Below are 21,132 nucleotides of genomic sequence, written 5' to 3' on the forward strand. Positions count from 1 at the left end.
TGCTTTGAAAAAATTACTTTGTCTTTTTCTTGCGGCGGCACTGCTTTTTTGCGCTGCCTGCCAGGCGCAGGAGCCGGAGCAGGAAATCCAGATCGATCCGACCAGCGGCTCGGAAAACCGCAAGGATACCTATGTCGCGCTGTATTTTGCGGATACGGAATATAGTATGCTCGTCCGTGAGGTGCGCAAAACAAAGGTCTCTGTGGATGCCAATGTGGAAAAAAAGGTGCTGGAAGAGCTGCTGCTCGGGCCAAGCGTCCCCATCAGCATGGCGCAGATCATCAACCCGGATACACAGGTGGTGCGGCTCAAACAAGAGGGAAGAGTGCTCACAGTGGTTTTGAGCAAGGAGTTCTTGGATTGGAGCTTTATCGAAAATGCCCGGCCGATTGAGGAGAGCAATGCCGTCAAGCAGCTGGCGGTCTATTCTGTGATCAACACGCTGGTCGAGGCGACGGGCTGCCCGCAGGTGCAGATTCTGGTGGACCGGGAAAGCGACGGCACGGGGCAGCGCATCAATTTAAGCGAGATCGGCATGGGCAGCGCAGGCGTTTTGGAGCCAATGGGGCGCAATGCAGAGCTAGTCCTTTCGGCGCAGAAAACCATGGAGCAGATTTTAACCAATCTCAAGGAGCACAATTATGCGGCGGTTTATAACTATCTCGCCTATGGGGATGAGGCAGAGCGCCCTTCTGAGAATGCGTTCGTCTCCTGGTGCCAGAACAGCGGCGTTGTGCTGGATTATTTCCAGGTGACGGAGATGCTGGAGCAGAGCAGCCAGGGCAGCGCGCTGCTTATGGTAAACTATTCCCTCAAGCAGGGCACTTCGCTGCGCAGCCAGTATGCTTATCCGCTGCGCCTGGTGCAGGAAAATTCTATCTGGAAAATTCGCTTTTCCGATCTGGAAAAGTTTATGGAGTATTGAGATGCGAACCGGAAGATGGATTTGTATGATCTTGGCATCCATGCTGCTGTGCGGCTGTTCCCCTTTAAGAGAGAAAAACGATATTTCCGGCCTGCCTTCGCTGGAGCCGCAGAATTCGCTCTCCTATGGAGAATATGAACCATACCGCGCGACGCTGTATTATCTCGATCCCCAGCGCAATACGCTCTCAACCGAGCTGAGGGAGATAGAAGTGGTATCCTCCGCGCCAAAAGGCAAACAGATTTTTGAGGAGCTGCTTGCCGGGCCAAGCGGGAGAGGCCTGGAGGGGTTTGGCAGCGAATATACCCTGAAGAATATCGATATCACAGGCGGCGTTGCCAATATCTATCTGCTGACCGAGCAGAGCTTAAGCGATCAGAAAAGGCTGGCGCTTTGCGCCGCGCTTTCCAACACGGCGGTGGATAATCTGGGCGTGCAGTATGCCAATCTGTTTTTTAATGAGGAGCCGGCTTATGTCGCGGGCAAGCCCTGCGGCCTGCTGGGCAAGACGGACCTCGATATGACCGCCTTCTATGAGAGCTATCTGGAAAAGGCGGCGGAGCCTGTTTGGAGCATTCCAGTGGCGCTGTATTTCCTGGACGAGAGCAAGAGCTATATTTTGCCCGAAGTGCGCATGCTTTCCTTTGAAGGAGAAAACTATTTGCAGGAGATCCTCTATCAGCTTTCGCTGGGGCCTGAGTATAAGAGCTATCTTCTCAGCCCTCTGCTCGCAAATTATGCGTTCACATATCAAGGTAATTTTGGAACCATAGGGGAGGATGGCCTGCTCTGCATCGATTCGCCTCAAAAGCTTTTGCAGGGCGGCGGCGATCAGCAGATGCGCCAGCATATGGCCTGCCTGTATCATTCTTTTCACGGGGTTGTCCAGGGGCTGAGGAGCATGGAGTTCACCCGCGGAATGGAAAAGCATACCGTTACTTTCAGCACTTCACAGCTCTACCTGGGCGAGGAGGTTTTGGTCTATTTTCCCGGCAAGGACTTGAAGCATCTGGAGCGCTTCCATCATGTAGTTCGCTCCGGGCGGGCGCATAACCTCAAAACCTACTTGGAGGAGCTGGCAGAGGGCCCGCTCAAGATAGAGCAGGCCCGTGCGCTGCCTTGCTTCCCGGCGGATATGGGCAGCGAGGGGCTGCTGGGCGCAGAGATGCGGGATAACATCGCTGTGGTGAATTTCAGCGCAGAAATGCTCTATAGCCTGGAAGGAATGCAGAAAGATGAGCTGTATCTGTTCCTATATGCCGTCGTCAATACGCTGTGCGAAGACGAAGCGGTTTGGGCCGTGCAGTTCTGCTTTGAGGGGGAGATTATCGACGAGCTGGGCATCTTCAGCCTGGCTATGCCGCTCTATCCCAATATCGGCCTGGCGCAATGAACGGTTGCCAGCCGCGCGGCAAACGGCTATAATGGATAAGAATCAACATACAGGAGCGATGCAATGCAAATTTTTCAACTGCTGTTTTCAGACCCCGCTCAGGGGCTTATCTATCTGCTTTCGCTGTTTCTGGCTATGTGCATTGCCATTTCGTTTCACGAATGCGCGCATGCCTTCATGGCCTATAAACTGGGCGATCCGACGGCGAAAAATCTCGGGAGAATGTCGCTGGATCCGATGCGGCATATGGATTGGCTTGGGTTTGCCTCGTTTTTGCTGTTTGGGCTGGGCTGGGCAAAGCCTGTTCTCGTCAACTCCAAAAACCTCAAGCATTTTCGCAGAGATGATGCGCTCATCTCCCTGGCCGGGCCGCTGGCAAACCTGCTGATTTCCTTTGTGTTCTACGGAATCACTTTTTTTGTCACCTATGCGGGCGTCCAAAACGATATTATTTTGCAGATTCTGAGCATCATCTGCTCGCTTAACCTAAACTTTGCTATTTTTAATATTCTCCCGCTCCCTGGGCTGGACGGGTACCATATTGTTACGAGCCTGTTTGTGCGCAAAGGAAACCAGTTTCTGGATTTCCTCAACCGCTATTCGACGCTGATTTTGTTTGCACTCATGTGGTCGGGTGTGTTTACGCTCTTTACAACCTGGGCAGGCAACGGGATTCTGGGCCTGTTTCAGTCGTTCTTCCTGTTATTCATATAGACTATGCAGTACGAGATTAAGCTTACCAACTTTGAAGGCCCGCTGGATTTGCTGCTGCACCTGATCAGCAAGGCGAAAATTGAGCCAAAGGATATTTTCGTTTCGGAGATCACAGAGCAGTATTTGGCCTATATGGAGCAGAGCGAGCTGCTGGATTTGGAGCGCGCCAGCGATTTTTTGCAGATGGCGGCGACGCTCGTGTATATCAAATCCCGCTCTTTATTGCCGGCCGGCCGGGCAGATGCGGATTTGGATGAAAACGGCCTGACGCCGGAAGAGCAGCTTGTGGCCCGGCTCAGTGAATACCGGCGCTATAAGGCGGTTTCGGAAGAGCTGAAACAGCTGGAGGAAAAAGGCCAGGGGCAGTTTTTCCGCCTGCCCGAGGAGATTCTCGCGCCGGCTGGAGAGGAGATCAATTTTAAGAATGCCAGCGTGGATGCGCTGATGGCGGCATATCTGAAAGTGCTGCAAAAGACCAAGGAGCAGCAAAAGGAGGAGCCCAGGCACGTGCTTATCCAGCGCGATCATGTGAGCCTGCGCGCCCAGATTCGCACGATTCTCGCCCGGCTGACCATCAAGCCGCGGGTTTGCTTTGAAGAGCTGCTCTCTAAGGAGCCGTCGCGCATGGAAATCGCGGTAACCTTTTTGGGGCTGCTGGAGTTGCTGCATCAGGGGCAAATCTGCATTGCGCAGGCCCGGGCGTTTGGAGAAATCTACGTTACCAGAAATGAAAAGGCAGAATAGAAAAGAATGACACACGAACAAATCATCGGAACGCTGGAAAACATCCTGTTTGCCGCGGGAGATTCCATGGCGCTTTCGGAACTGGCAGATATTTTAGATATTTCGCAGGAAGAGCTGGAGGCGATGCTGGAGGAAGAGGGGCGGCGCAGAGAAGGGGCGTTCGGCCTGGTATTCCGCAGGCTGGAAGACCGCGTGCAGCTTGCCACCCGCACGGAGCACGCCCGCCTTTTGGTGGAGCTGTTTGGAAGCAAAAGCGGGGAGGAACTGACCAAGGCCATGCTGGAGACGCTCTCGATTATCGCCTATAAGCAGCCGGTTACCCGGGGAGAGATTGAGGATCTGCGCGGCGTCAATACCAGCCATATTTTAAGCGCGCTTCAGGAAAAGGGATTGGTGGTGGAGGCGGGCAGAAAAGAGGCCTTGGGCCGCCCGATTCTTTATGCGACCAGCGAAGAGTTCCTGCGCCATTTCGGAATCTCTTCCACCAAGGAGCTTCCCATACTGCCAGAGCAGTAGCCGCGCCACATAAAAACCGAAAAAATGGATAAAATACCCATAAATCTACCATTGCGGGGGAGAGATATGTGGGTATTTTTTTGTTTGCTCGCGCTGCTGGGGCTGATGCTTTTCGGAAAATTTGAAATCAGCCTGAAAAATCAAAAGGGGAGGGAAAAGTTTTTCTGGCTGACCGTCTCCTTTTGCGGCGTGAGAGTATACCGCAGGCTGTTCTTTTTGCACTTCAAGCATGTTGTGCGGCCGGAGATCATAGAAGTAAAAAAGGCGGGGTTCCGCAAGATCTATATTGCGACGATACGCAAAGACGTGAAAAGGCGGGACTTCCGTTTTTTGCTGCGCAGCACGGATTTTCGCAAGATCGATCTGACGCTTTGGCTGGGCACGGGCGATGCGGCGCATACTGCGGTGCTGTGCGGAGCTCTTCAAACGGCGGCCAAATCTTTTGCGCGTGCCCTCGGTCTGGCCGGCGGGCAGATTGCCGTTCGGCCGGATTTTGAGAAAGCGCGCTGCCATCTTTGGCTGGACGGAATACTTTGTCTCTCTCTTGTCAATATTATCGGTAGATTGATAAAAGAAATGAGGCAGAGAAATTATGCATCCGATCGAACACGTATTAAACACTACCATGTCTGAGCTGGGCAAGATGGTCGACGTCAACACCATCGTGGGAAACCCGTTTGTAACGCCGGATGGCTGCACGATCATCCCCATCTCCAAAGTCAGCTTTGGGTTTGTTACCGGAGGCGGCGAATATGGCGAGGGCGTCAAGGCGCCGATTGAGACGCGGTATCCCTTTGCCGGGGGCACGGCCAGCGGCGTTACGATTACGCCTGTGGCTTTTATGGTGGAGAAACAGGACCAGATTAAGCTGCTGACTGCCACGGAGCGGGATATTGTAGATAAAATTTTAGAGAGCATTCCCCAAATGGCGAGCGAGATGCGCAAGATGTTTGAGCAGGGAAAGGCCAAAGGCGAGAACAGCGCGCAAAGCCAGGGGTAAGCTGAAAATGAGGGGGAAAAATGAAAAGGCTTGGGAAAATAACGGGCATTTTAGTCGCTGCATTTTTGGTGATTGGCCTGGCAGTGCCGGCCAGGCGGGCAGAAGCCGCGCCGGCCGTCGGCGCTAAGGCATATGTGCTGATGGAAGCTTCCACAGGCAGAGTTCTTTTGGAGAACAACCGGGATGCGAAGCTCCCTATGGCCAGCACGACCAAAATCATGACCTGCCTTCTGGCTGTGGAAAACGGCAATATGGATGATATTGTTACGATTCCCAAAGAGGCTGTGGGCCAGGAGGGGACTTCCATCTATCTGCGGGAAGGCGAGAAGGTCGCTTTTTCAGATCTCGTCTACGGACTGATGCTGGCATCGGGCAATGACGCGGCGGTGGCCATTGCGATTCATCTGGCCGGAAGCGTGGAAGCGTTCGCACAGATGATGAACGAGAAAGCCAGGGAAATTGGGGCGAACAACTCGAACTTTGTAACGCCCAACGGTTTGCCGGATGATAACCACTATACCACGGCCTACGACCTGGCGCTCATCTCCTCCTATGCGATGCAAAACGAAAAATTCTGCGAGATTGTGGGTACATCCAAAAAAGATCTGGCAGAGGACGACGATTCCCCGGCGCGGTATCTGCGCAGCAAGAATAAAATTCTCTATCAATACGAGGGGGGGAACGGCATCAAGACGGGGTATACCAAGGCGGCGGGCAAATGCCTGTCTGCGGGCGCCAAGCGCGATAATATGCAGCTGGTGGCCGTCGTGCTCAACGACTATGATATGTTCATCGACTGCATGGCGCTGCTGGACTATGGATTTGAGCATTACGCCATGCGCCAAGTGGCCGAAGCAGGGCAGAGCTATGGAGATATTCCTGTGGAGGAGAGCCTGGAAGGCAGCGTTCAAACTGCGCTTTGCGACAACATTTACTTGCCTTTGACGCAAGAAGAGGTTACTATGGTAGAAGAAAAAGTAAATATGAGCAGCAGCTTGGCGGCGCCGGTGCAGGAGGGCGAGGTTGTCGGGGTGGTGGAATTCTCCTTTGGGGATATTAAGGCAAAGAGCAACATCATCACGATTTCGTCTGCCCAAAGAAAGACATACGAATTCTACCTCTCGCAGATTTTGCAGCGCTGGCTGGGCCTGGCAGAGCAAGCGGGATAGCGCGCTCTGCGCTGCGATGGAGGAAACGTGCGCATCGCGAAGTTTATGGCGGCGGCTGGAATAGCTTCCCGCAGAAAATCTGAGGAGATCTTGCAAAAAGGTCATGTAAAAGTCAATGGAAAAACCATCTACGATCCGGCAACGCAGGTTGAGCCGGCGGCGGATACAGTGGAGGTTTATGGCCGCAGGGTTGAAATTCCAGACGCAAAAATCTATATCATGCTCAACAAGCCGCTGGGATGCGTCTCTACATGCTCGGACGACAAGGGCAGAAACACCGTGCTGGATTATGTGAGCGATATTGATTACCGCATTTATCCCATTGGCCGGCTGGATTTTACGACCGAAGGGCTTTTGCTGCTCACAAACGACGGCGATCTGGCCAATAAGCTGACGCACCCGAGTCATGAAGTCGCCAAGCGGTATTACTGCGTTGTCAGCAGCATGGTTTCGCCGGAAGACGTAGAAAAGCTCCAAAAGGGCGTTTTCATTGAGGGCGGAAAAACGGCGCCTGCGCGCATCAAGATCATGAAGGCATCTCCCGAGCGGACCGAGCTGACCATCACCATTCACGAGGGGCGCAACCGGCAGGTGCGCCGCATGTTTGAAACGCTGGGAAAAGACGTCGTCTTTTTGAAGCGCATCAGCATTGGCGATCTCAATCTGGGAAACCTGAAAAAGGGGCAGTACCGTATGCTGGAGCAGAGCGAGATCGACTATCTGCTCAGCATTCAGTAAAGAGAAATATATTTTTGCCAAAGCAGGAATTAGGCTATTCTTTGTAGAATTACGAAGATAGCCTATTTTGCTAAAAACATAGGAAAATTTTTGGAGGTTATCTATGAGCGAAGGAAATGGAATCTCTGCAAAGAGCCCTGTTTACGAGCGCATCGAGGCGCTTTTTGATGCGGGCAGCTTTATAGAGATTGATAAATATCTGGAACGCTCGAACGCGGTGGAGCATTATCCGGATGTCTCGGCTCCCGGCGAAGGCGTCGTGGCGGGCTGGGGCACGGTAGATGGGCGCTCCGCCTATATTGCGGCTCAAAACTATGAGGTTTTGCGCGGGTCTTTCAGCGCCGCGCATGCCCAGAAGATTTGCAAAGTGATCGATATGGCGGCCCAAAATGGCCTGCCTGTTCTGTTTTTATGGGATTCGGGCGGCGCGCGGGTACAGGAAGGCGCGGCGGCTATGGGCGCTTACTCTGCGGTGATGAAAAAGCTTGCGGACGTCTCTGGTGTGATCCCGACGATCTCCGTCGTCCTGGGCGGCATGTATGGATGCGCGGCGCTGTTTGCGGCGCTGACGGATTTCTCCATCGCGGCGGAAGATGCGGGGCGGATTGGCCTGCTCAGCCCAATGGTGAGAGCGGCTGTGCATGGACAGGCCGTGGACGAGGAGAAGCTTTGCGGCGTACAGGCGGCGGCCGAAAAAGGAGATGTGCAGCTGACAGCACCAGATGCCGCAGTTGCTTTGGAGCTGGCCAAGGAACTGCTCAGCTATCTGCCGCTGAATAACCTGGAAGAGCCTCCGTTTGCTCTGAACGAAGATTCGATTGCGCGCCCCATTTTGTCGGACGGCAAGGATGTTCGTGCGCTTTTGAGAGAGATTGCCGATGAGCAGTGTTTCCTGGAGCTGGGCGCGGCGTTTGCACCGGAAATGGTAACCGGGCTGATCACGCTGGATGGCTTGACGGCGGGTGTTGTGGCGAATGTCCCGGGCGAATATCTGAGCGCCCATGGATGCAAGAAAGCGGCGCGGTTTGTGCGCCTGATGGATGCCTACGATATTCCCATCATCACGATGGTGGATAATGAGGGGATTGATCCTGCCTCTGAGAGCTGCTGCTTGCTGCGCTCTCTGGCACAGCTTGCCTATGCCTACGGCGAGGCGGGCTGCCCGATGGTCAGCATTTTGAATAAAGCGATTGGGGAAGGGTATGCCGCGCTGTCCAACAAGCAAAACGGCGCGGATTTGGTCTATGCCTATGAAGATGCACAGATTGGATGCCTGGATGCAACGGCGGGCAGCATTATCCTGTATGATGGCGCAAAGGATCGCACGCAGGAGTATGCGGAGAAGTTTTTAAGCGCACGCTCGGCTGCCAGGCAGGGCGTTTTGGATGATATCATCCAAAGAGAACAGCTGCGCGGCACGCTCGTTCGGGCCATCGAGATGATCTCCAATAAGCGCGTGCAAAAGCTCCAGAAAAAGCATGGCATCATGCCGATGTAAGAGGAGGAGCAAATGAGTATTTTTGGGATACAGTTTACTGCGGCAGAGTTTGTCATCCTTTGCGGCGTTGCGCTGATTGTGCTTCTGGCCTGGGCGATTCTGGCTAAAATGCCCAGGAAAAAGCAAGAGGAAGAAGAGACGGCTCCTGTGAGCGGCAGGGCTTCGGGCTCGGACGAGGAGGAGCTGGTGGCAGTTCTGGCGGCCGCGGTTGCCGCTTCGACGGGCATGGATCAAAGCTCCTTCCGCATCGCCTCTTATCAGCAGGTAGGCGGGAGAAGAGGGCGCTCTGCATGGTCGAGGGCTGGCAGAAGAGAGCAAATGAGCAATTTGTATTAGAAATTTGGAGGATAGGAAAATGCGTAGATTTTTAATAAAAGTGAATGGAAAAGATTATGATGTTTGCGTCGAGGAGATTGGCGCAGGGGCTCCGGCTGCCCCGGCAGCAGTAGCGAGCGCCCCGGTTGCGGCACCTGCTCCGGCGCCCGCGCCTGCAGCGGCAGAAAGCGCCGCTCCCGCTCCCGCGGCGGCTCCGGCTGCGCCTGCGGCAATTCCGGCAGACGGAACCAAGACAGAAGCGCCCATGCCCGGCAATATCATTGAAGTGCGCGCAAATGTGGGAGACACGGTTGCCGAGGGCGATGTCGTCATCATTTTGGAGGCGATGAAGCTGGAGAATGAGATCATGGCTCCCTGCGCAGGAAAAATCCTGTCTGTCAATGTCAGCAAGGGCGATATGGTAAACTCCGGCGATATTCTGTTCGTCGTCGGTTAATGCCGAGGGCGAAGGAGGCATTTACATGGGCAAAGTATATATTACCGATACGATTTTAAGAGATGCGCACCAATCCCAGGCCGCGACGCGCATGTTTACGGACGAGATGCTGGCTATTGCCCCGATTCTGGATGGGGCGGGATACTGGTCCATCGAATGCTGGGGCGGCGCGACTTTCGATACCTGCCTGCGCTTTCTCCATGAAGATCCCTGGGAACGGCTGAGAACCCTCAAAAAAGCCATGCCCAAAACAAAACTGCAAATGCTTCTGCGCGGGCAGAATCTGCTCGGGTATAAGCACTATGCAGACGATATGGTGGATCTCTTCATCAAAAAGGCCATAGAAAACGGCATCGACGTCATCCGCATTTTCGATGCGCTCAACGACCCGCGCAACTTCAAGGCGGCTATGGACGCCACGAACAAATACGGCGGCTGGGCGGAGGCGGCTATTTCCTATACCACCAGCCCGGTGCACAGCCTGGAATACTTCACGGAGCTGGCCTGTGAGCTGGAGCAGATGGGCGCAAAATCCATCTGCATCAAGGATATGGCAAACCTGCTTTTGCCGTATGACGCTTATCAGCTTGTAAAAAGCATCAAGGCGCGCATCAGCGTGCCGCTGCACATTCATACGCATAACACCAGCGGAACGGGCGATATGACGTATTTAAAGGCTATAGAGGCCGGCGCAGATATTGTGGACTGCGCGCTTTCACCGCTGGCAAACGGAACATCCCAGCCCTGCACGGAGTCTCTGGTTGCGACGCTCCAGGGAACGGAATATGACACGGGGATCGATTTGACGCAGCTGACCAAAGCGGCAGAGCTCATGCGGCCGGTGGCACAGCGCCTGAAGAATGATGGCTTCCTAAGCCCCAAAGTGCTGGGCGTGGATATCAACACGCTGCTCTATCAGGTTCCCGGCGGGATGCTTTCCAACCTGATCAGCCAGCTGAAAAATGCGGGCGCGGAGGATAAGCTCATCCAGGTTTTGGAGGAAGTGCCGCGGGTGCGCAAGGATTTCGGATACCCGCCGCTGGTAACACCGACCAGCCAAATCGTGGGCACGCAGGCTGTCATGAACGTCCTCGCAGGGGAGCGCTATAAGATGGTTTCCAAGGAATCCAAGGGTCTGCTGCGCGGGGAATACGGCAAGCTGCCCGGAGAGGTGAATGAAGACGTGCGCAGAAAGTGCATTGGCGATGTGCCGCTGATCACCTGCCGCCCTGCGGATAACATCGAGCCCGAGCTTCCCAGATACCGCGAGGAGATCAAAGATCTGATGGAGCAGGAGGAGGATATTCTCTCCTATGCCATGTTCCCGCAGGTTGCGCCCAAGTATTTCGAATACCGCCGGGCGAAATTATATGGAGTAGATGGATCCAAGCTGGACAGCGAGAACCATATTCACCCGGTCTAAGAGCAAACAATGGGATTAAGAGGGATATCCCTCAGGAATGGAGGAAAATATGAAAATACTACTGGTAAACGACGATGGCATCCGCGGAGAGGGCCTGGTGGCTCTGGTGGCAGAACTGCACGATAAGCATGAGCTTCGGGTTGTAGCGCCCAAAGGGGAATGCAGCGGCAACTCGCACCACCTGACGTTCAACCGCCCGATTGCGGTAACCAAAACAACCATTCCCGGCTACGAGGATGTCCCCGCCTATTATGTGGACGGCACGCCGGCCGACTGCTCCCGCATTGCGCTGACAGAGCTGTTCGACGATATGCCGGATCTCTGCGTCTCGGGCATCAATAAGGGGCCGAACCTGGGCGTGAATATCCATTGGTCGGGCACGCTGGGCGCAGCTGTTCAGGCGACAGAGCATGGCATACGGGCGATTGCGCTTTCGCATGTCTGCTTTGAGCCCAGAGGTTTTGAATATGCAGCCAAATTCGCTGCAAAACTCATCGACAAGATGGCAGAGCTCGATATTCCGCAGCGCACAGTTCTCAACGTCAACTTCCCCAACCTGAACGAAGTAACGCCTAAAAAAGTTGTCGTTACAAAGGTCAGCCGCACCAACTGGTTCTCGGGCTATAACGTGGTGCAGGTAGTGGATGAAAACACGACGGAATACCGTGTAGACGGCACTTACCGCGAAAACGACGGCCCGGGAGACGACGACTACGAGATTCGCCAGGGCAATATCTCCATCTCGCCGCTCCTATATGACTATACGGACTATGGCAGCATGGAAAAAATCAAAAGTGTGGAAGGCATGATAGAATAAAATGCAAATTTGAGAATTTCAAATTGCATTTTTATCAAAGGTTTGGTATAATAGGGCGGGTGAATCTCGCCCTATTACTATTTTTGGAAGTGGAATATGGAAAACACGGATTTTGATTTATTGCACCGCATTGAAGAAGAATATCAATCTTTTAGCAAAGGGCAAAAGGCGATTGCCGCCTACATCCGCGATAACTATGATAAGGCCGCTTTCATGACGGCGGGGGCTCTGGGCAGGAAAGTCGGTGTCAGCGAATCGACGGTCGTCCGCTTTGCCTATGCGCTGGGCTATTCAGGATACCCCAAACTGCAGAAACACCTGCAGGAGATCATCAAAAATAAGCTCACGACAGTACAGCGGCTGAACTTTATGGAGGGCCTGCCCGCGGATAAAATCATCGATACTGTGCTGAAAATGGAGATCACCAACCTGAAGGCGACGCGCGAAGAGCTGGATATTGAGAGCATCAAGGATGTCGTCCGCTATCTGGTGCATGCGAGAAAAATCTATGTCATCGGGTTCCGCAGCAGCGCGCCGCTGGCCCAGTTTTTGACGTATTATCTCAGCTATATTTTTGAAAACCCCCAGCTGATTACGCTGGGCACCTCGGATATTTATTCCCAGCTTCTGCATGTTACGAGCGAAGATGTGGTCATTGGCCTGGGTTTCCCGCGCTATTCCATGCAGACGGTAAAGGGGCTTCAGTTTGCGCGCAGCCGGCATGCCAAGATTGTAACGATCACGGATAACCGCATCTCGCCGCTCTATGAGCTGGCGGATCGCTGTATCCTGACAAAAAGTGATATGAACTCCTTTGTGGATTCGCTGGTTGCCCCGCTTTCCATCATCAACGCCATTATCATCATGGCGGGCCTGGAGAAAAAGCAGGCGCTGCTGGAGAATTTCAGCATGATGGAGCAGCTTTGGCGGGAAAACAACACCTATGCCAAGCATGATTACGATTTTGTGCACCGCGCGGAAGGCGAGGGAAAGATGTGAGAGTTGCTGTTGTCGGCGGTGGCCCTGCGGGGATGATGGCGGCCTATGCGGCTGCGCAGAATCACGAGGTCTGGCTGTTTGAGAAAAATGAAAAACTCGGAAAAAAGCTCTTTATCACAGGGAAGGGGCGGTGCAACCTGACCAATTCCGCTGAAATCGAGAGCTTTTTTTCGAGTGTTTGCAGAAACGCCAAATTTCTTTACAGCGCGTTTTATCAGTTTACCAACCAGGATCTGATGGATGCGCTGGAAAAGAGCGGCCTGAAGCTCAAGGAGGAGCGGGGCGGGAGGGTGTTTCCTGCCTCGGATAAATCCAGCGATGTCATCAAAACGCTGGAGCGTATGCTGAGGGGTGCTGGAGTCGTCATCCGCCTGCATGCACATGTTGATGAAATTCTGATCCAGAGTGGGAGAATCGCAGGGCTTGCCGTAAACGGCGAAAAAATGCCCTTTGACAAAGTCGTTCTGGCGACAGGGGGATATTCCTATCCGCTGACAGGAAGCACGGGAGAAGGGCACGAAATGGCTCAAAAACTGGGGCACACGATAGAGCAGATTCATCCCTCTCTGATTCCGCTGGTTTCGCCGGATCCCATCTGCAAGCAGTTGCAGGGATTGTCGCTGAAAAATGTATCGCTGGCGCTGCTAGAAGGAAAGAAACAGTGCTACTTTGAGCAGGGCGAGATGCTCTTCACGCATTTTGGCGTCTCCGGCCCGCTGGTGCTCTCGGCCAGCGCTCAAATTTGCGATTATAGCTTTGCAGATACCAAAATAGAGATTGATTTAAAGCCGGCATTGAGCAGAGAACAGCTGGATCGCCGCATTCTGAGGGATTTTGAAGAGCTCAAAGGCAAACAGCTGAAAAATGTGCTCCCAAAGCTTTATCCCAAGGCGCTGGGAATCGAGATTTTGAAAAAAATTGGGCTGAGCGGCGAAATTTCAGTCGGCGAAGTGAGCAGGGCGCAGAGGGAAAGCCTCGTTCAGGCAACGAAAGCGTTTTCGATCAAAATTACCGGTGTGCGCAGCATCAATGAGGCGATTATAACGCGGGGCGGCGTTCGGACTAGGGAAGTGAATCCTTCCACGATGGAGAGCAGAAAAATTTCCGGATTATTTTTTGCCGGAGAGCTGCTGGACCTGGATGCTTATACAGGCGGGTTTAACCTGCAAATCGCCTTCTCAACGGGCTATTTGGCCGGGATGAGCTAGCGGCATTGGCGATTGACAAAAATGCATATCCGTTTTACAATTATTAATAGTTTATGTACAAATCAATGGTATCATCTATAACAAGGAGATGTGCAATAAACATCAAGATTAACTTGCGGCGCGCAAGATATAGGAGGTGCGAGGGCTTACAGTGGACGGTTACATCTGGGCTATCATAATAGGCGTTGTTGCTCTGCTGGCCGGCTTGGCGGCAGGGTATGTGTATCGCAAAAACATCGCTGAGAAGAAGATAGGTCGTGCCGAAGAAACTGTCGTCAAGCTGATTGAAGATGCGCAGAAAAAAGCAGAGGCAATCCGCAAAGAGACGGTTTTGGAAGCGAAAGAAGAGGTCCATAAACTAAGAAACGAATTTGACAAAGAAACCAAAGAACGGCGAAACGAACAAGCGAAACTCGAACGCAGGCTTCTCCAAAGAGAAGAGAGCCTGGACAAAAAGAACGATGCTGTGGAGCAAAAAGAGCAGCAGCTGGATCGCAAGCTAAAGGATGTATCCAAAACAAAAGAGGATATTTCAAAGCTGCGCGATCAGCAAATTGAGCAGCTGGAGCGCATCGCGGATCTCACTTCCGACCAGGCCAAAGGCCTGCTGCTGGAGAAAGTGGAGAGCGAAGCGCGCCATGATATGGCTGTGATGTTGCGGGATATTGAAATGAAAGCAAAGGATGAGGCCGAGAAAAAGGCGAGAAATATCCTTTCGCTGGCAATTCAAAGATGCGCAGCAGATCATGTTGCAGAAACGACGATTTCCGTTGTCGCGCTGCCAAATGATGAGATGAAAGGGCGCATTATCGGCAGAGAAGGCAGAAACATCCGGGCGCTGGAAACGGCGACTGGGATTGACCTGATCATCGACGATACGCCGGAGGCCGTCATTCTCTCGGGGTTTGATCCCGTCAGAAGAGAGGTCGCCAGAGTAGCGCTGGAAAAACTCATTATCGATGGCAGAATCCATCCTGCGCGCATCGAGGAGATGGTCAACAAGGCCAAAAAGGAAGTGGATAACCAGATCCGCGAGGCCGGCGATGCGGCAGTGTTCGATGTTGGGATCCATTCCCTGCATCCGGAGCTGGTGAAACTGCTCGGGCGTCTGCGTTACCGCACGAGCTATGGCCAGAATGTGCTCAAGCACTCCCTGGAAGTCGCTCATCTGGCGGCCATCATGGCAGAGGAGATTGGCGCGAACGCCAAACTTGCAAAGCGCGCTGGCCTGCTGCATGATATCGGCAAAGCGGTGGACCACGAAATGGAAGGTTCCCACGCGCAGCTGGGCGCAGATTTGGCGGCAAAGTACAAGGAAAACGCAGATGTTGTAAACGCCATTGCGGCGCATCATCAGGATGTGGAAGCGAAAACGGTGGAAGCTGTGCTGGTGCAGGCGGCAGACGCTGTCTCGGCGGCGCGTCCTGGTGCAAGAAGAGAATCGCTTGATAATTATGTAAAACGCTTGGAAGCTTTGGAAGAAATTGCAAATTCCTTCAACGGTGTAGAAAAGTCTTATGCAGTGCAGGCTGGCAGAGAAGTGCGCATCATCGTCAGACCCGAAGATGTGGACGAAGTCGGCACGACGCTGATGGCGAGAGACATCGTGAAGAAAATCGAAAAGGATCTCGATTACCCGGGGCAGATCAAAGTCAATGTCATCCGGGAGACACGAGCTGTCGATTACGCAAAATAGCAAACTAGGGCAACTAGCCGGTGCAGAAATGCGCCGGCTTTTTATTTTTGCTATGTGCATAAACCAAAGCACGCAAGACAGCGGGAAAGGACGGCCATTCTGCGGAAAATGCGCCCCCAGGCAGGCTTGCTATATGCAGGAAAATGTAATATAATAAATAAATCTCAAGATTTTATACAGGATAGTAGGAGAAAGCGGCAAATCATTCATGGAAAAAGAGCGCCTGGATATATTGATAGTAAAAAAAGGGCTGGCTCCCAGCAGGGAGAAGGCGAAAGCGCTGGTTCTATCGGGGCAGGTTCTGGCAGGAGGCCGCGTCGCAAGCAAAGTCGGCGAAACCTTTCCGTGCGATACGGAAATTTCCATTAAGGGCAATACCTGCCCATATGTGAGCCGCGGAGGGCTCAAGCTGGAAAAGGCCATGGCCGAGTTTGGCATCTCTCTGAAAGAGAAAACCTGCATGGATATTGGCGCATCCACAGGCGGCTTTACGGACTGTATGCTGCAAAACGGAGCGGCGCGGGTCTATGCCGTAGACGTTGGATACGGGCAGCTGGATTGGGCGCTGCGCAATAATGAAAAAGTCGTGGTGATGGAGCGGACGAATGCGCGCTATCTCGCCCAGGAGGATGTGCCGGAGCAGCCGGATTTTGCCTCTGTCGATGTTTCGTTTATCTCGCTTCGGCTGATATTGCCGGCCTTGGAGCGCCTGAAAGTGCGGGAAGTGGTAACGCTGATCAAGCCGCAGTTTGAGGCAGGAAGAGAGAATGTCGGCAAAAAAGGCGTGGTGCGCGATCCGGCGGTGCATTTGGAAGTGATTGCCGGCGTGCTGGATTTTGCGAATGAAATTGGATACGCCGTTCAGCATCTCTCTTATTCGCCTATCAAGGGTCCGAATGGCAATATCGAGTATTTGGCGCATTACCTGCTGGGGGCGGAGGCGGCCTTGGTAGAGCCAAATGCAGTTGTACAGCAGGCGCATGCCGCGCTGTAATGTTTCGCGATGAGGAAGGATGGCCTTACAATGCCGCACTTTGGGATTTACACCAATCTTCAAAAAGACCCGGAGCTTATTACCACAAAAGCTGTCATAGAGCAGCTGGAAAAGCGGGGATGCAGCTATTCTTTGGATGGCGAGGTTGCTGCCGCTTTGGGCAAAGAAGAAGCGGCGGAGAAAAAAATAGATATTTTATTTGTCCTTGGCGGCGATGGGACGATTCTGGCAGCGGCCCGCAAATATGCAAAAAAAGGCGCGCTGCTCTTTGGCATCAACTTGGGCCGCCTGGGGTTTTTGCTGGATACGCAGCTTGCGGATCTGGAAGGCGCTTTGGATCAAATCCTGTCAGGGGATTATAAAGTGCAGGAGCGCATCATGCTGGAGGCATCTGTGCTTAGCCAGGATGGGCGGGAAAAAAGATTTTTGGGATATGCCCTCAATGAAGCCGTCATTTCCAAGCGGGATATTCTGCGCATCATCGATGCGCGGGTGTTGGTGAACGAAAAGAAAGTTGGAGATTTCCGCTGCGATGGCGTAATTGTCTCGACGCCGACAGGCTCCACAGGCTATTCGCTCTCTGCGGGCGGGCCGGTTGTGGAGCCGACAGCGGATATGCTGCTCATCACGCCCATTTGCCCGCATTCCCTGCAAAGCAACAGCTATGTGGTCAGCGCAGAAGAGCGGGTATCCGTTTTGATTCGCCGCGGAGGAGAGCGGGGCGCGGTAACGCTGGATGGGCAGGAGCATTTTGAATTTTCACCCGATGAGTATATCTGCTTGACGCGCTCAGAAATCAAAGCGAAATTTCTCAAAACGGCAGATCAGAACTTTTTTGCTCTACTGGAAGAAAAATTTGCGGAGTGGAGCGCAAAATAAAAGCAAGGCAAGGGAAGGTAATGAAAGAAAAACGGCATCGGGCAATCCTGAAAATTATTGCGGAGCATAACGTAGATACCCAGGAGGAGCTCTCTGCGAGGCTGAAGGAAGTCGGCTTTCACGTTACGCAGGCGACGGTCTCACGGGATATTAAGGAACTGCATTTGATCAAGGTGCAGGCGGAAAAGGGCGTTTATAAATATGCGGTCAATGAATTTTCGACGGTAGTTAATACCGAAAGGCTGCTGCGCATCTTTAAGGAGACGGTTACTTCCATCAAAAGCGCCGGCAATATCGTCGTCGTAACGACGCTTTCCGGGGGCGGATCCAGCGCGGGTGAGGCGATCGATATCCTCAATTTGCCCGGGGTCGTGGGCAGTATCGCAGGAGATAATACAATTTTCCTGGCCGTTGAAGATGGAAAGACGGGCAGTGTCGTGCAGACGCTGATGGGGATGACAAGATAATTTGCCTTGGGGGCAACTTATGATTTTAGAGCTGTATATCAAAAATATTGCAATTATCGGAGAACTGCGCGTGCGCTTTGGCGATGGCTTTAACGTGCTTTCCGGGGAAACTGGGGCCGGAAAATCCATCATCGTCGATTCCATGAACCTGATTTTGGGGAGCAGAGGAGATCGCGAGCTCATCAAATTTGGGGAACAAAGCGCCTATGTTGAGGCGCAGTTTTCCTGCGAGCCCGATCAGAAGGAGCTGCTGGAAGCGATGCAGGAATACGGCATCGAGCCGGAAGAGGAGCTGATCATCTCCAGAGAGCTGAGCGCTTCCGGAAAAAATATCTGCCGAATTGGCGGCAGGCTGGTCAGCCTTTCGGTTTTGAGGGAAGTCGCCTCGCATCTGGTCAATATCTATGGGCAAAACCAACAGCAGCAGCTTCTGGATGATAAGTCGCACCTGGCGCTCATCGATGCTTTTGCCGATGAAGAGGCAGCTCAGCTGCGCGAACAGGTTGCCGCGGCTTTTGCACAATATGCACAGACCAGGGCAAAGCTTTCTTCTTTGCAGAAAGATGCCGCAGAAAAAGCCAGAATGCTGGATTTATTGAAGTATCAGATCGATGAAATCGAGAGAGCCTCGCTCAAAAACGGCGAAGAGGAGGAGCTCTCTGCGGAAAAGACAAAGATGCTCCATGCGGAGAAAATCGCCCAGAATTTGAATGAGGCCAAGGATGCGCTGAGCGGCGCCGAGGGCGCGGTCTCTCAGCTTTATGCGGCAATTCATGCGCTTCAGGCCATTGCATCTTTGGATGAGCGCTATGAGAAGCTGGCCGCAGGGCTGAACGACGCATATTATGCCGTCGAAGAAGCATCCTACGATATTGGAGCGCTGGCGGAAGACGTGCTTTTTGATGAAGGGCGGCTGGCAGTGCTGGAAGAGCGGCTTGCGGCCATCTCTTCGCTCAAGCGCAAATATGGCGGGAGCATCGAGGAAATTTTGGCTTTTTTGGAAAAAGCCCAGCAGGATTATGAAGAGCTGGAGCACAGCGAGATTCGCATGGCAGAGCTGGAAAAACAGCTGGAAAGGGAGGAGAGTGCTCTCGCACTGCTTTCCGATCGCCTGTCGGCCCAGCGAAAGGCTTCGGGGCAAAAGCTGGCCGCGCAAATTGCCCAGGAGTTGGGCGATTTGGGCATGAAGGGTGCTCAGATTGCATGCGATTTCCGCAAAAAGGATTACAGCGCCAATGGCTGTGATGAAGTGAGCCTGCTGGTCTCGCTCAACCCGGGGCAGCCGCTGCGGCATCTTTCAAAAGTGGCATCCGGCGGCGAGGTTTCGCGCATCATGCTGGCGATCAAGAGCATCGTGGCCAGAAGAGAAGCGATTGGCACGATGATTTTCGACGAGATTGATACGGGAATCAGCGGGCGCATGGCGCAGATGGTGGCGCAGAAAATCGCAAAAATCTCTTCTGCAAGGCAGGTTATCTGCGTAACGCACCTGGCGCAGCTGGCCGCCATGGGAGATCGCAATTTTTTCATCGAAAAAGTACAGCAAGATGGCCAGACTTATACAACCCTGCGCCAGCTGCAGGGCGACGAGGTTGCAGAGGAGATCGCCCGGCTTTCGGGCGGCATCCATAGCGAGGCGGCGATTGCACATGGCCGCGAGCTTTTGGCAAACGCAAAAAAGATAAAAAAGCAAATCCTGTAAAAGCATCAGATATCGCATAAAAAGACATCTCGGAAAAGATACTATTTTCAGTAAATATTTTTTTGAGGTGTCTTTTTATGCGAAAAATGAGTCGTTTTAAATATGCAGTTTTAGGCGTCTTTTTGCTGGTAGTTGCCCTGGCGGCAGCGGGAGTTGTCGTGGGCATTTCAGATGTCCCAGGGGAAATCTTCCTGGTAGGGGGGAATTCCCAGGTTCTGGATGTTGGATTCCCGTTTGAGCTGAAAATGGAGCAAAATGAGGAGAGCGTCGCGGCGGTAACACTGCAAGGGAACTCGCTCAAAAACGGGGGAAGCTATTCCCTCAGCCAGCCGCTGGTGATCTCTGGGCAAAACCAGGGGAATTGCAAGGCAAACCTCATGGTATTTGGCATCAAAGTAAAAGAGATCAGGATCACAGTGATGGAAGAGGCCATGCTGATCCCGGGCGGGCAAAGCATCGGCGTGCTTTTGCATACCAAAGGCGCACTGGTAGTGGGCAGCATGAACATCCGCTCAAAGTCTGGGGAACAGGTCAACCCAGCAAAAGTGGCGGGGTTGCAGGCGGGCGACATTATCGAGAAATATAATGGAACTGAGATCAAAGACGCGGCGCATCTATCCGAGCTCATCAACCACGAGGAAGGGGAGGCGCGCCTGTCTGTGCGGCGGGGCGACCAGATTCTGGAGCTCACCATCTGCCCTGTTCAGGATGCAGATGATGGGCTATGGAAGCTGGGCGTCTGGGTCCGGGACAGCACGCTTGGCGTCGGGACGCTGACTTTTTACGATCCAGCCAGCAAAAAATTTGCGGGGCTGGGGCACGCCATCACAGACGTGGATACGGGCAAGCTGCTCACAGTGAAAGACGGAGAGATCGTGGAGTCCGAGATTTTGGAGGTTGTCAAAGGGGAAGAGGGCGAGCCGGGCGAACTGCGAGGAAGCTTTGGAAATGGCGATGAAGTGATCGGCTATATCAAAAAGAATACTGACTACGGACTGTATGGCAATGCAGCCGCAGAGATTGATAATAAGCTCTATCAAAGCGCGATCCCTGCTGCCAAAAGAGAGGAAGTGAAAGTAGGGGATGCGACACTGCTCTGCACGCTGGACGACGGCGGGATTCGGGAATATTCCTGCCAGATCGTCAAGGTAACGCCCCAAAACTCACCTGCACAAAAGAGCTTTATCGTCAAAATTGACGACGAAGAGCTGCTGGGCATCACAGGTGGGATTGTGCAGGGCATGTCGGGCAGCCCTGTGATCCAGGATGGAAAACTGATCGGGGCGGTTACGCATGTGTTTGTCAACGATCCGACGCAGGGCTATGGCATCTATCTGGATTGGATGCTCAATGAGATGTATTCGGTTCAGGAATAAAGAGTATATTGGCAGAGCACAGCCAGCTTATGTATTGTCGAAAATCTATTTATAAGGTATAATATAGAAACGAAACTTATTTTTGAAGAATGTAGGAGAAAA

Annotated in this window: 22 protein-coding genes; 21 read left to right on the forward strand and 1 reads right to left on the reverse strand. The window is 53.0% G+C overall.

All coding sequences use genetic code 11. The features are described 5' to 3' along the window. The first annotated feature begins 4 nt into the window (after nt 1–4). From AALG83_01880 to scpB, 5 genes are all read left to right on the forward strand, one after another. Nucleotides 5–925, forward strand: a complete 921-nt coding sequence (locus AALG83_01880; GenBank protein ID MEY8381905.1) for a GerMN domain-containing protein — start codon at nt 5–7, stop codon at nt 923–925. 25 nt (nt 926–950) lie between these two features. Further along, nucleotides 951–2,318: a GerMN domain-containing protein gene (locus tag AALG83_01885; protein MEY8381906.1), complete on the forward strand. Its 1,368-nt coding sequence runs from the start codon at nt 951–953 to the stop codon at nt 2,316–2,318. 63 nt (nt 2,319–2,381) lie between these two features. Next, nucleotides 2,382–3,032: a site-2 protease family protein gene (locus AALG83_01890; GenBank protein MEY8381907.1), complete on the forward strand. Its 651-nt coding sequence runs from the start codon at nt 2,382–2,384 to the stop codon at nt 3,030–3,032. 3 nt (nt 3,033–3,035) lie between these two features. Then, the gene (locus AALG83_01895; GenBank protein ID MEY8381908.1) at nt 3,036–3,776 is read left to right on the forward strand and encodes a segregation/condensation protein A; all 741 of its coding nucleotides are present in this window, start codon (nt 3,036–3,038) and stop codon (nt 3,774–3,776) included. 6 nt (nt 3,777–3,782) lie between these two features. Further along, nucleotides 3,783–4,292 carry an SMC-Scp complex subunit ScpB gene (gene scpB / locus AALG83_01900; protein MEY8381909.1) on the forward strand — a complete coding sequence of 170 codons (510 nt, stop codon included), beginning with the start codon at nt 3,783–3,785 and terminating at the stop codon, nt 4,290–4,292. A 45-nt stretch (nt 4,293–4,337) separates the two neighbouring features. Here the strand turns inward: scpB and AALG83_01905 are convergent, their stop codons facing one another. After that, the gene (locus AALG83_01905; GenBank protein ID MEY8381910.1) at nt 4,338–4,805 is read right to left on the reverse strand and encodes a hypothetical protein; all 468 of its coding nucleotides are present in this window, start codon (nt 4,803–4,805) and stop codon (nt 4,338–4,340) included. Nucleotides 4,806–4,884: 79 nt separating this feature from the next. Between AALG83_01905 and ytfJ the strand changes: the two genes are divergently transcribed. The 16 genes from ytfJ to spoIVB all read left to right on the forward strand — a co-directional run bounded on the left by ytfJ (nt 4,885) and on the right by spoIVB (nt 21,030). Next, on the forward strand, nt 4,885–5,292 hold the full coding sequence (gene ytfJ, locus AALG83_01910) for a GerW family sporulation protein (protein MEY8381911.1): 408 nt from the start codon (nt 4,885–4,887) through the stop codon (nt 5,290–5,292). Between the two features lie 20 nt (nt 5,293–5,312). Further along, nucleotides 5,313–6,461, forward strand: a complete 1,149-nt coding sequence (locus tag AALG83_01915; protein ID MEY8381912.1) for a D-alanyl-D-alanine carboxypeptidase family protein — start codon at nt 5,313–5,315, stop codon at nt 6,459–6,461. A gap of 27 nt (nt 6,462–6,488) precedes the next feature. Beyond that, nucleotides 6,489–7,199 carry a pseudouridine synthase gene (locus tag AALG83_01920; protein MEY8381913.1) on the forward strand — a complete coding sequence of 237 codons (711 nt, stop codon included), beginning with the start codon at nt 6,489–6,491 and terminating at the stop codon, nt 7,197–7,199. Between the two features lie 103 nt (nt 7,200–7,302). After that, the gene (locus AALG83_01925; GenBank protein MEY8381914.1) at nt 7,303–8,697 is read left to right on the forward strand and encodes a carboxyl transferase domain-containing protein; all 1,395 of its coding nucleotides are present in this window, start codon (nt 7,303–7,305) and stop codon (nt 8,695–8,697) included. A 12-nt stretch (nt 8,698–8,709) separates the two neighbouring features. Next, nucleotides 8,710–9,033, forward strand: coding sequence for an OadG family transporter subunit (locus AALG83_01930; GenBank protein ID MEY8381915.1), 324 nt, complete (start codon nt 8,710–8,712; stop codon nt 9,031–9,033). A gap of 19 nt (nt 9,034–9,052) precedes the next feature. Then, a complete protein-coding gene (locus AALG83_01935) occupies nt 9,053–9,469 on the forward strand; it encodes a biotin/lipoyl-containing protein (protein ID MEY8381916.1) in 417 nt (138 codons plus the stop codon). Between the two features lie 25 nt (nt 9,470–9,494). After that, complete coding sequence (locus tag AALG83_01940) at nt 9,495–10,892, forward strand: oxaloacetate decarboxylase subunit alpha (protein MEY8381917.1); 1,398 nt, start codon at nt 9,495–9,497, stop codon at nt 10,890–10,892. A gap of 49 nt (nt 10,893–10,941) precedes the next feature. After that, nucleotides 10,942–11,709 carry a 5'/3'-nucleotidase SurE gene (surE, locus tag AALG83_01945; protein ID MEY8381918.1) on the forward strand — a complete coding sequence of 256 codons (768 nt, stop codon included), beginning with the start codon at nt 10,942–10,944 and terminating at the stop codon, nt 11,707–11,709. Between the two features lie 96 nt (nt 11,710–11,805). Next, complete coding sequence (locus AALG83_01950; GenBank protein ID MEY8381919.1) at nt 11,806–12,708, forward strand: MurR/RpiR family transcriptional regulator; 903 nt, start codon at nt 11,806–11,808, stop codon at nt 12,706–12,708. Next, nucleotides 12,705–13,916 carry an NAD(P)/FAD-dependent oxidoreductase gene (locus tag AALG83_01955; GenBank protein ID MEY8381920.1) on the forward strand — a complete coding sequence of 404 codons (1,212 nt, stop codon included), beginning with the start codon at nt 12,705–12,707 and terminating at the stop codon, nt 13,914–13,916. The genes AALG83_01950 and AALG83_01955 overlap by 4 nt, the downstream gene beginning before the upstream one ends. Nucleotides 13,917–14,067: 151 nt before the next feature. Then, nucleotides 14,068–15,612, forward strand: a complete 1,545-nt coding sequence (gene rny / locus AALG83_01960) for a ribonuclease Y (GenBank protein MEY8381921.1) — start codon at nt 14,068–14,070, stop codon at nt 15,610–15,612. Between the two features lie 208 nt (nt 15,613–15,820). Further along, nucleotides 15,821–16,606, forward strand: coding sequence for a TlyA family RNA methyltransferase (locus AALG83_01965; GenBank protein MEY8381922.1), 786 nt, complete (start codon nt 15,821–15,823; stop codon nt 16,604–16,606). 30 nt (nt 16,607–16,636) lie between these two features. Then, on the forward strand, nt 16,637–17,485 hold the full coding sequence (locus tag AALG83_01970; GenBank protein MEY8381923.1) for an NAD(+)/NADH kinase: 849 nt from the start codon (nt 16,637–16,639) through the stop codon (nt 17,483–17,485). A 20-nt stretch (nt 17,486–17,505) separates the two neighbouring features. Further along, nucleotides 17,506–17,952: an arginine repressor gene (locus AALG83_01975; protein MEY8381924.1), complete on the forward strand. Its 447-nt coding sequence runs from the start codon at nt 17,506–17,508 to the stop codon at nt 17,950–17,952. Nucleotides 17,953–17,971: 19 nt separating this feature from the next. Continuing rightward, nucleotides 17,972–19,654, forward strand: coding sequence for a DNA repair protein RecN (recN, locus tag AALG83_01980; protein ID MEY8381925.1), 1,683 nt, complete (start codon nt 17,972–17,974; stop codon nt 19,652–19,654). 86 nt (nt 19,655–19,740) lie between these two features. Then, on the forward strand, nt 19,741–21,030 hold the full coding sequence (spoIVB, locus tag AALG83_01985; protein ID MEY8381926.1) for a SpoIVB peptidase: 1,290 nt from the start codon (nt 19,741–19,743) through the stop codon (nt 21,028–21,030). Nucleotides 21,031–21,132 lie beyond the last annotated feature (102 nt).

It is taken from the genome of Christensenellaceae bacterium 44-20, assembly GCA_041223705.1.
Lineage (GTDB): Bacteria > Bacillota > Clostridia > Christensenellales > Christensenellaceae > QANA01.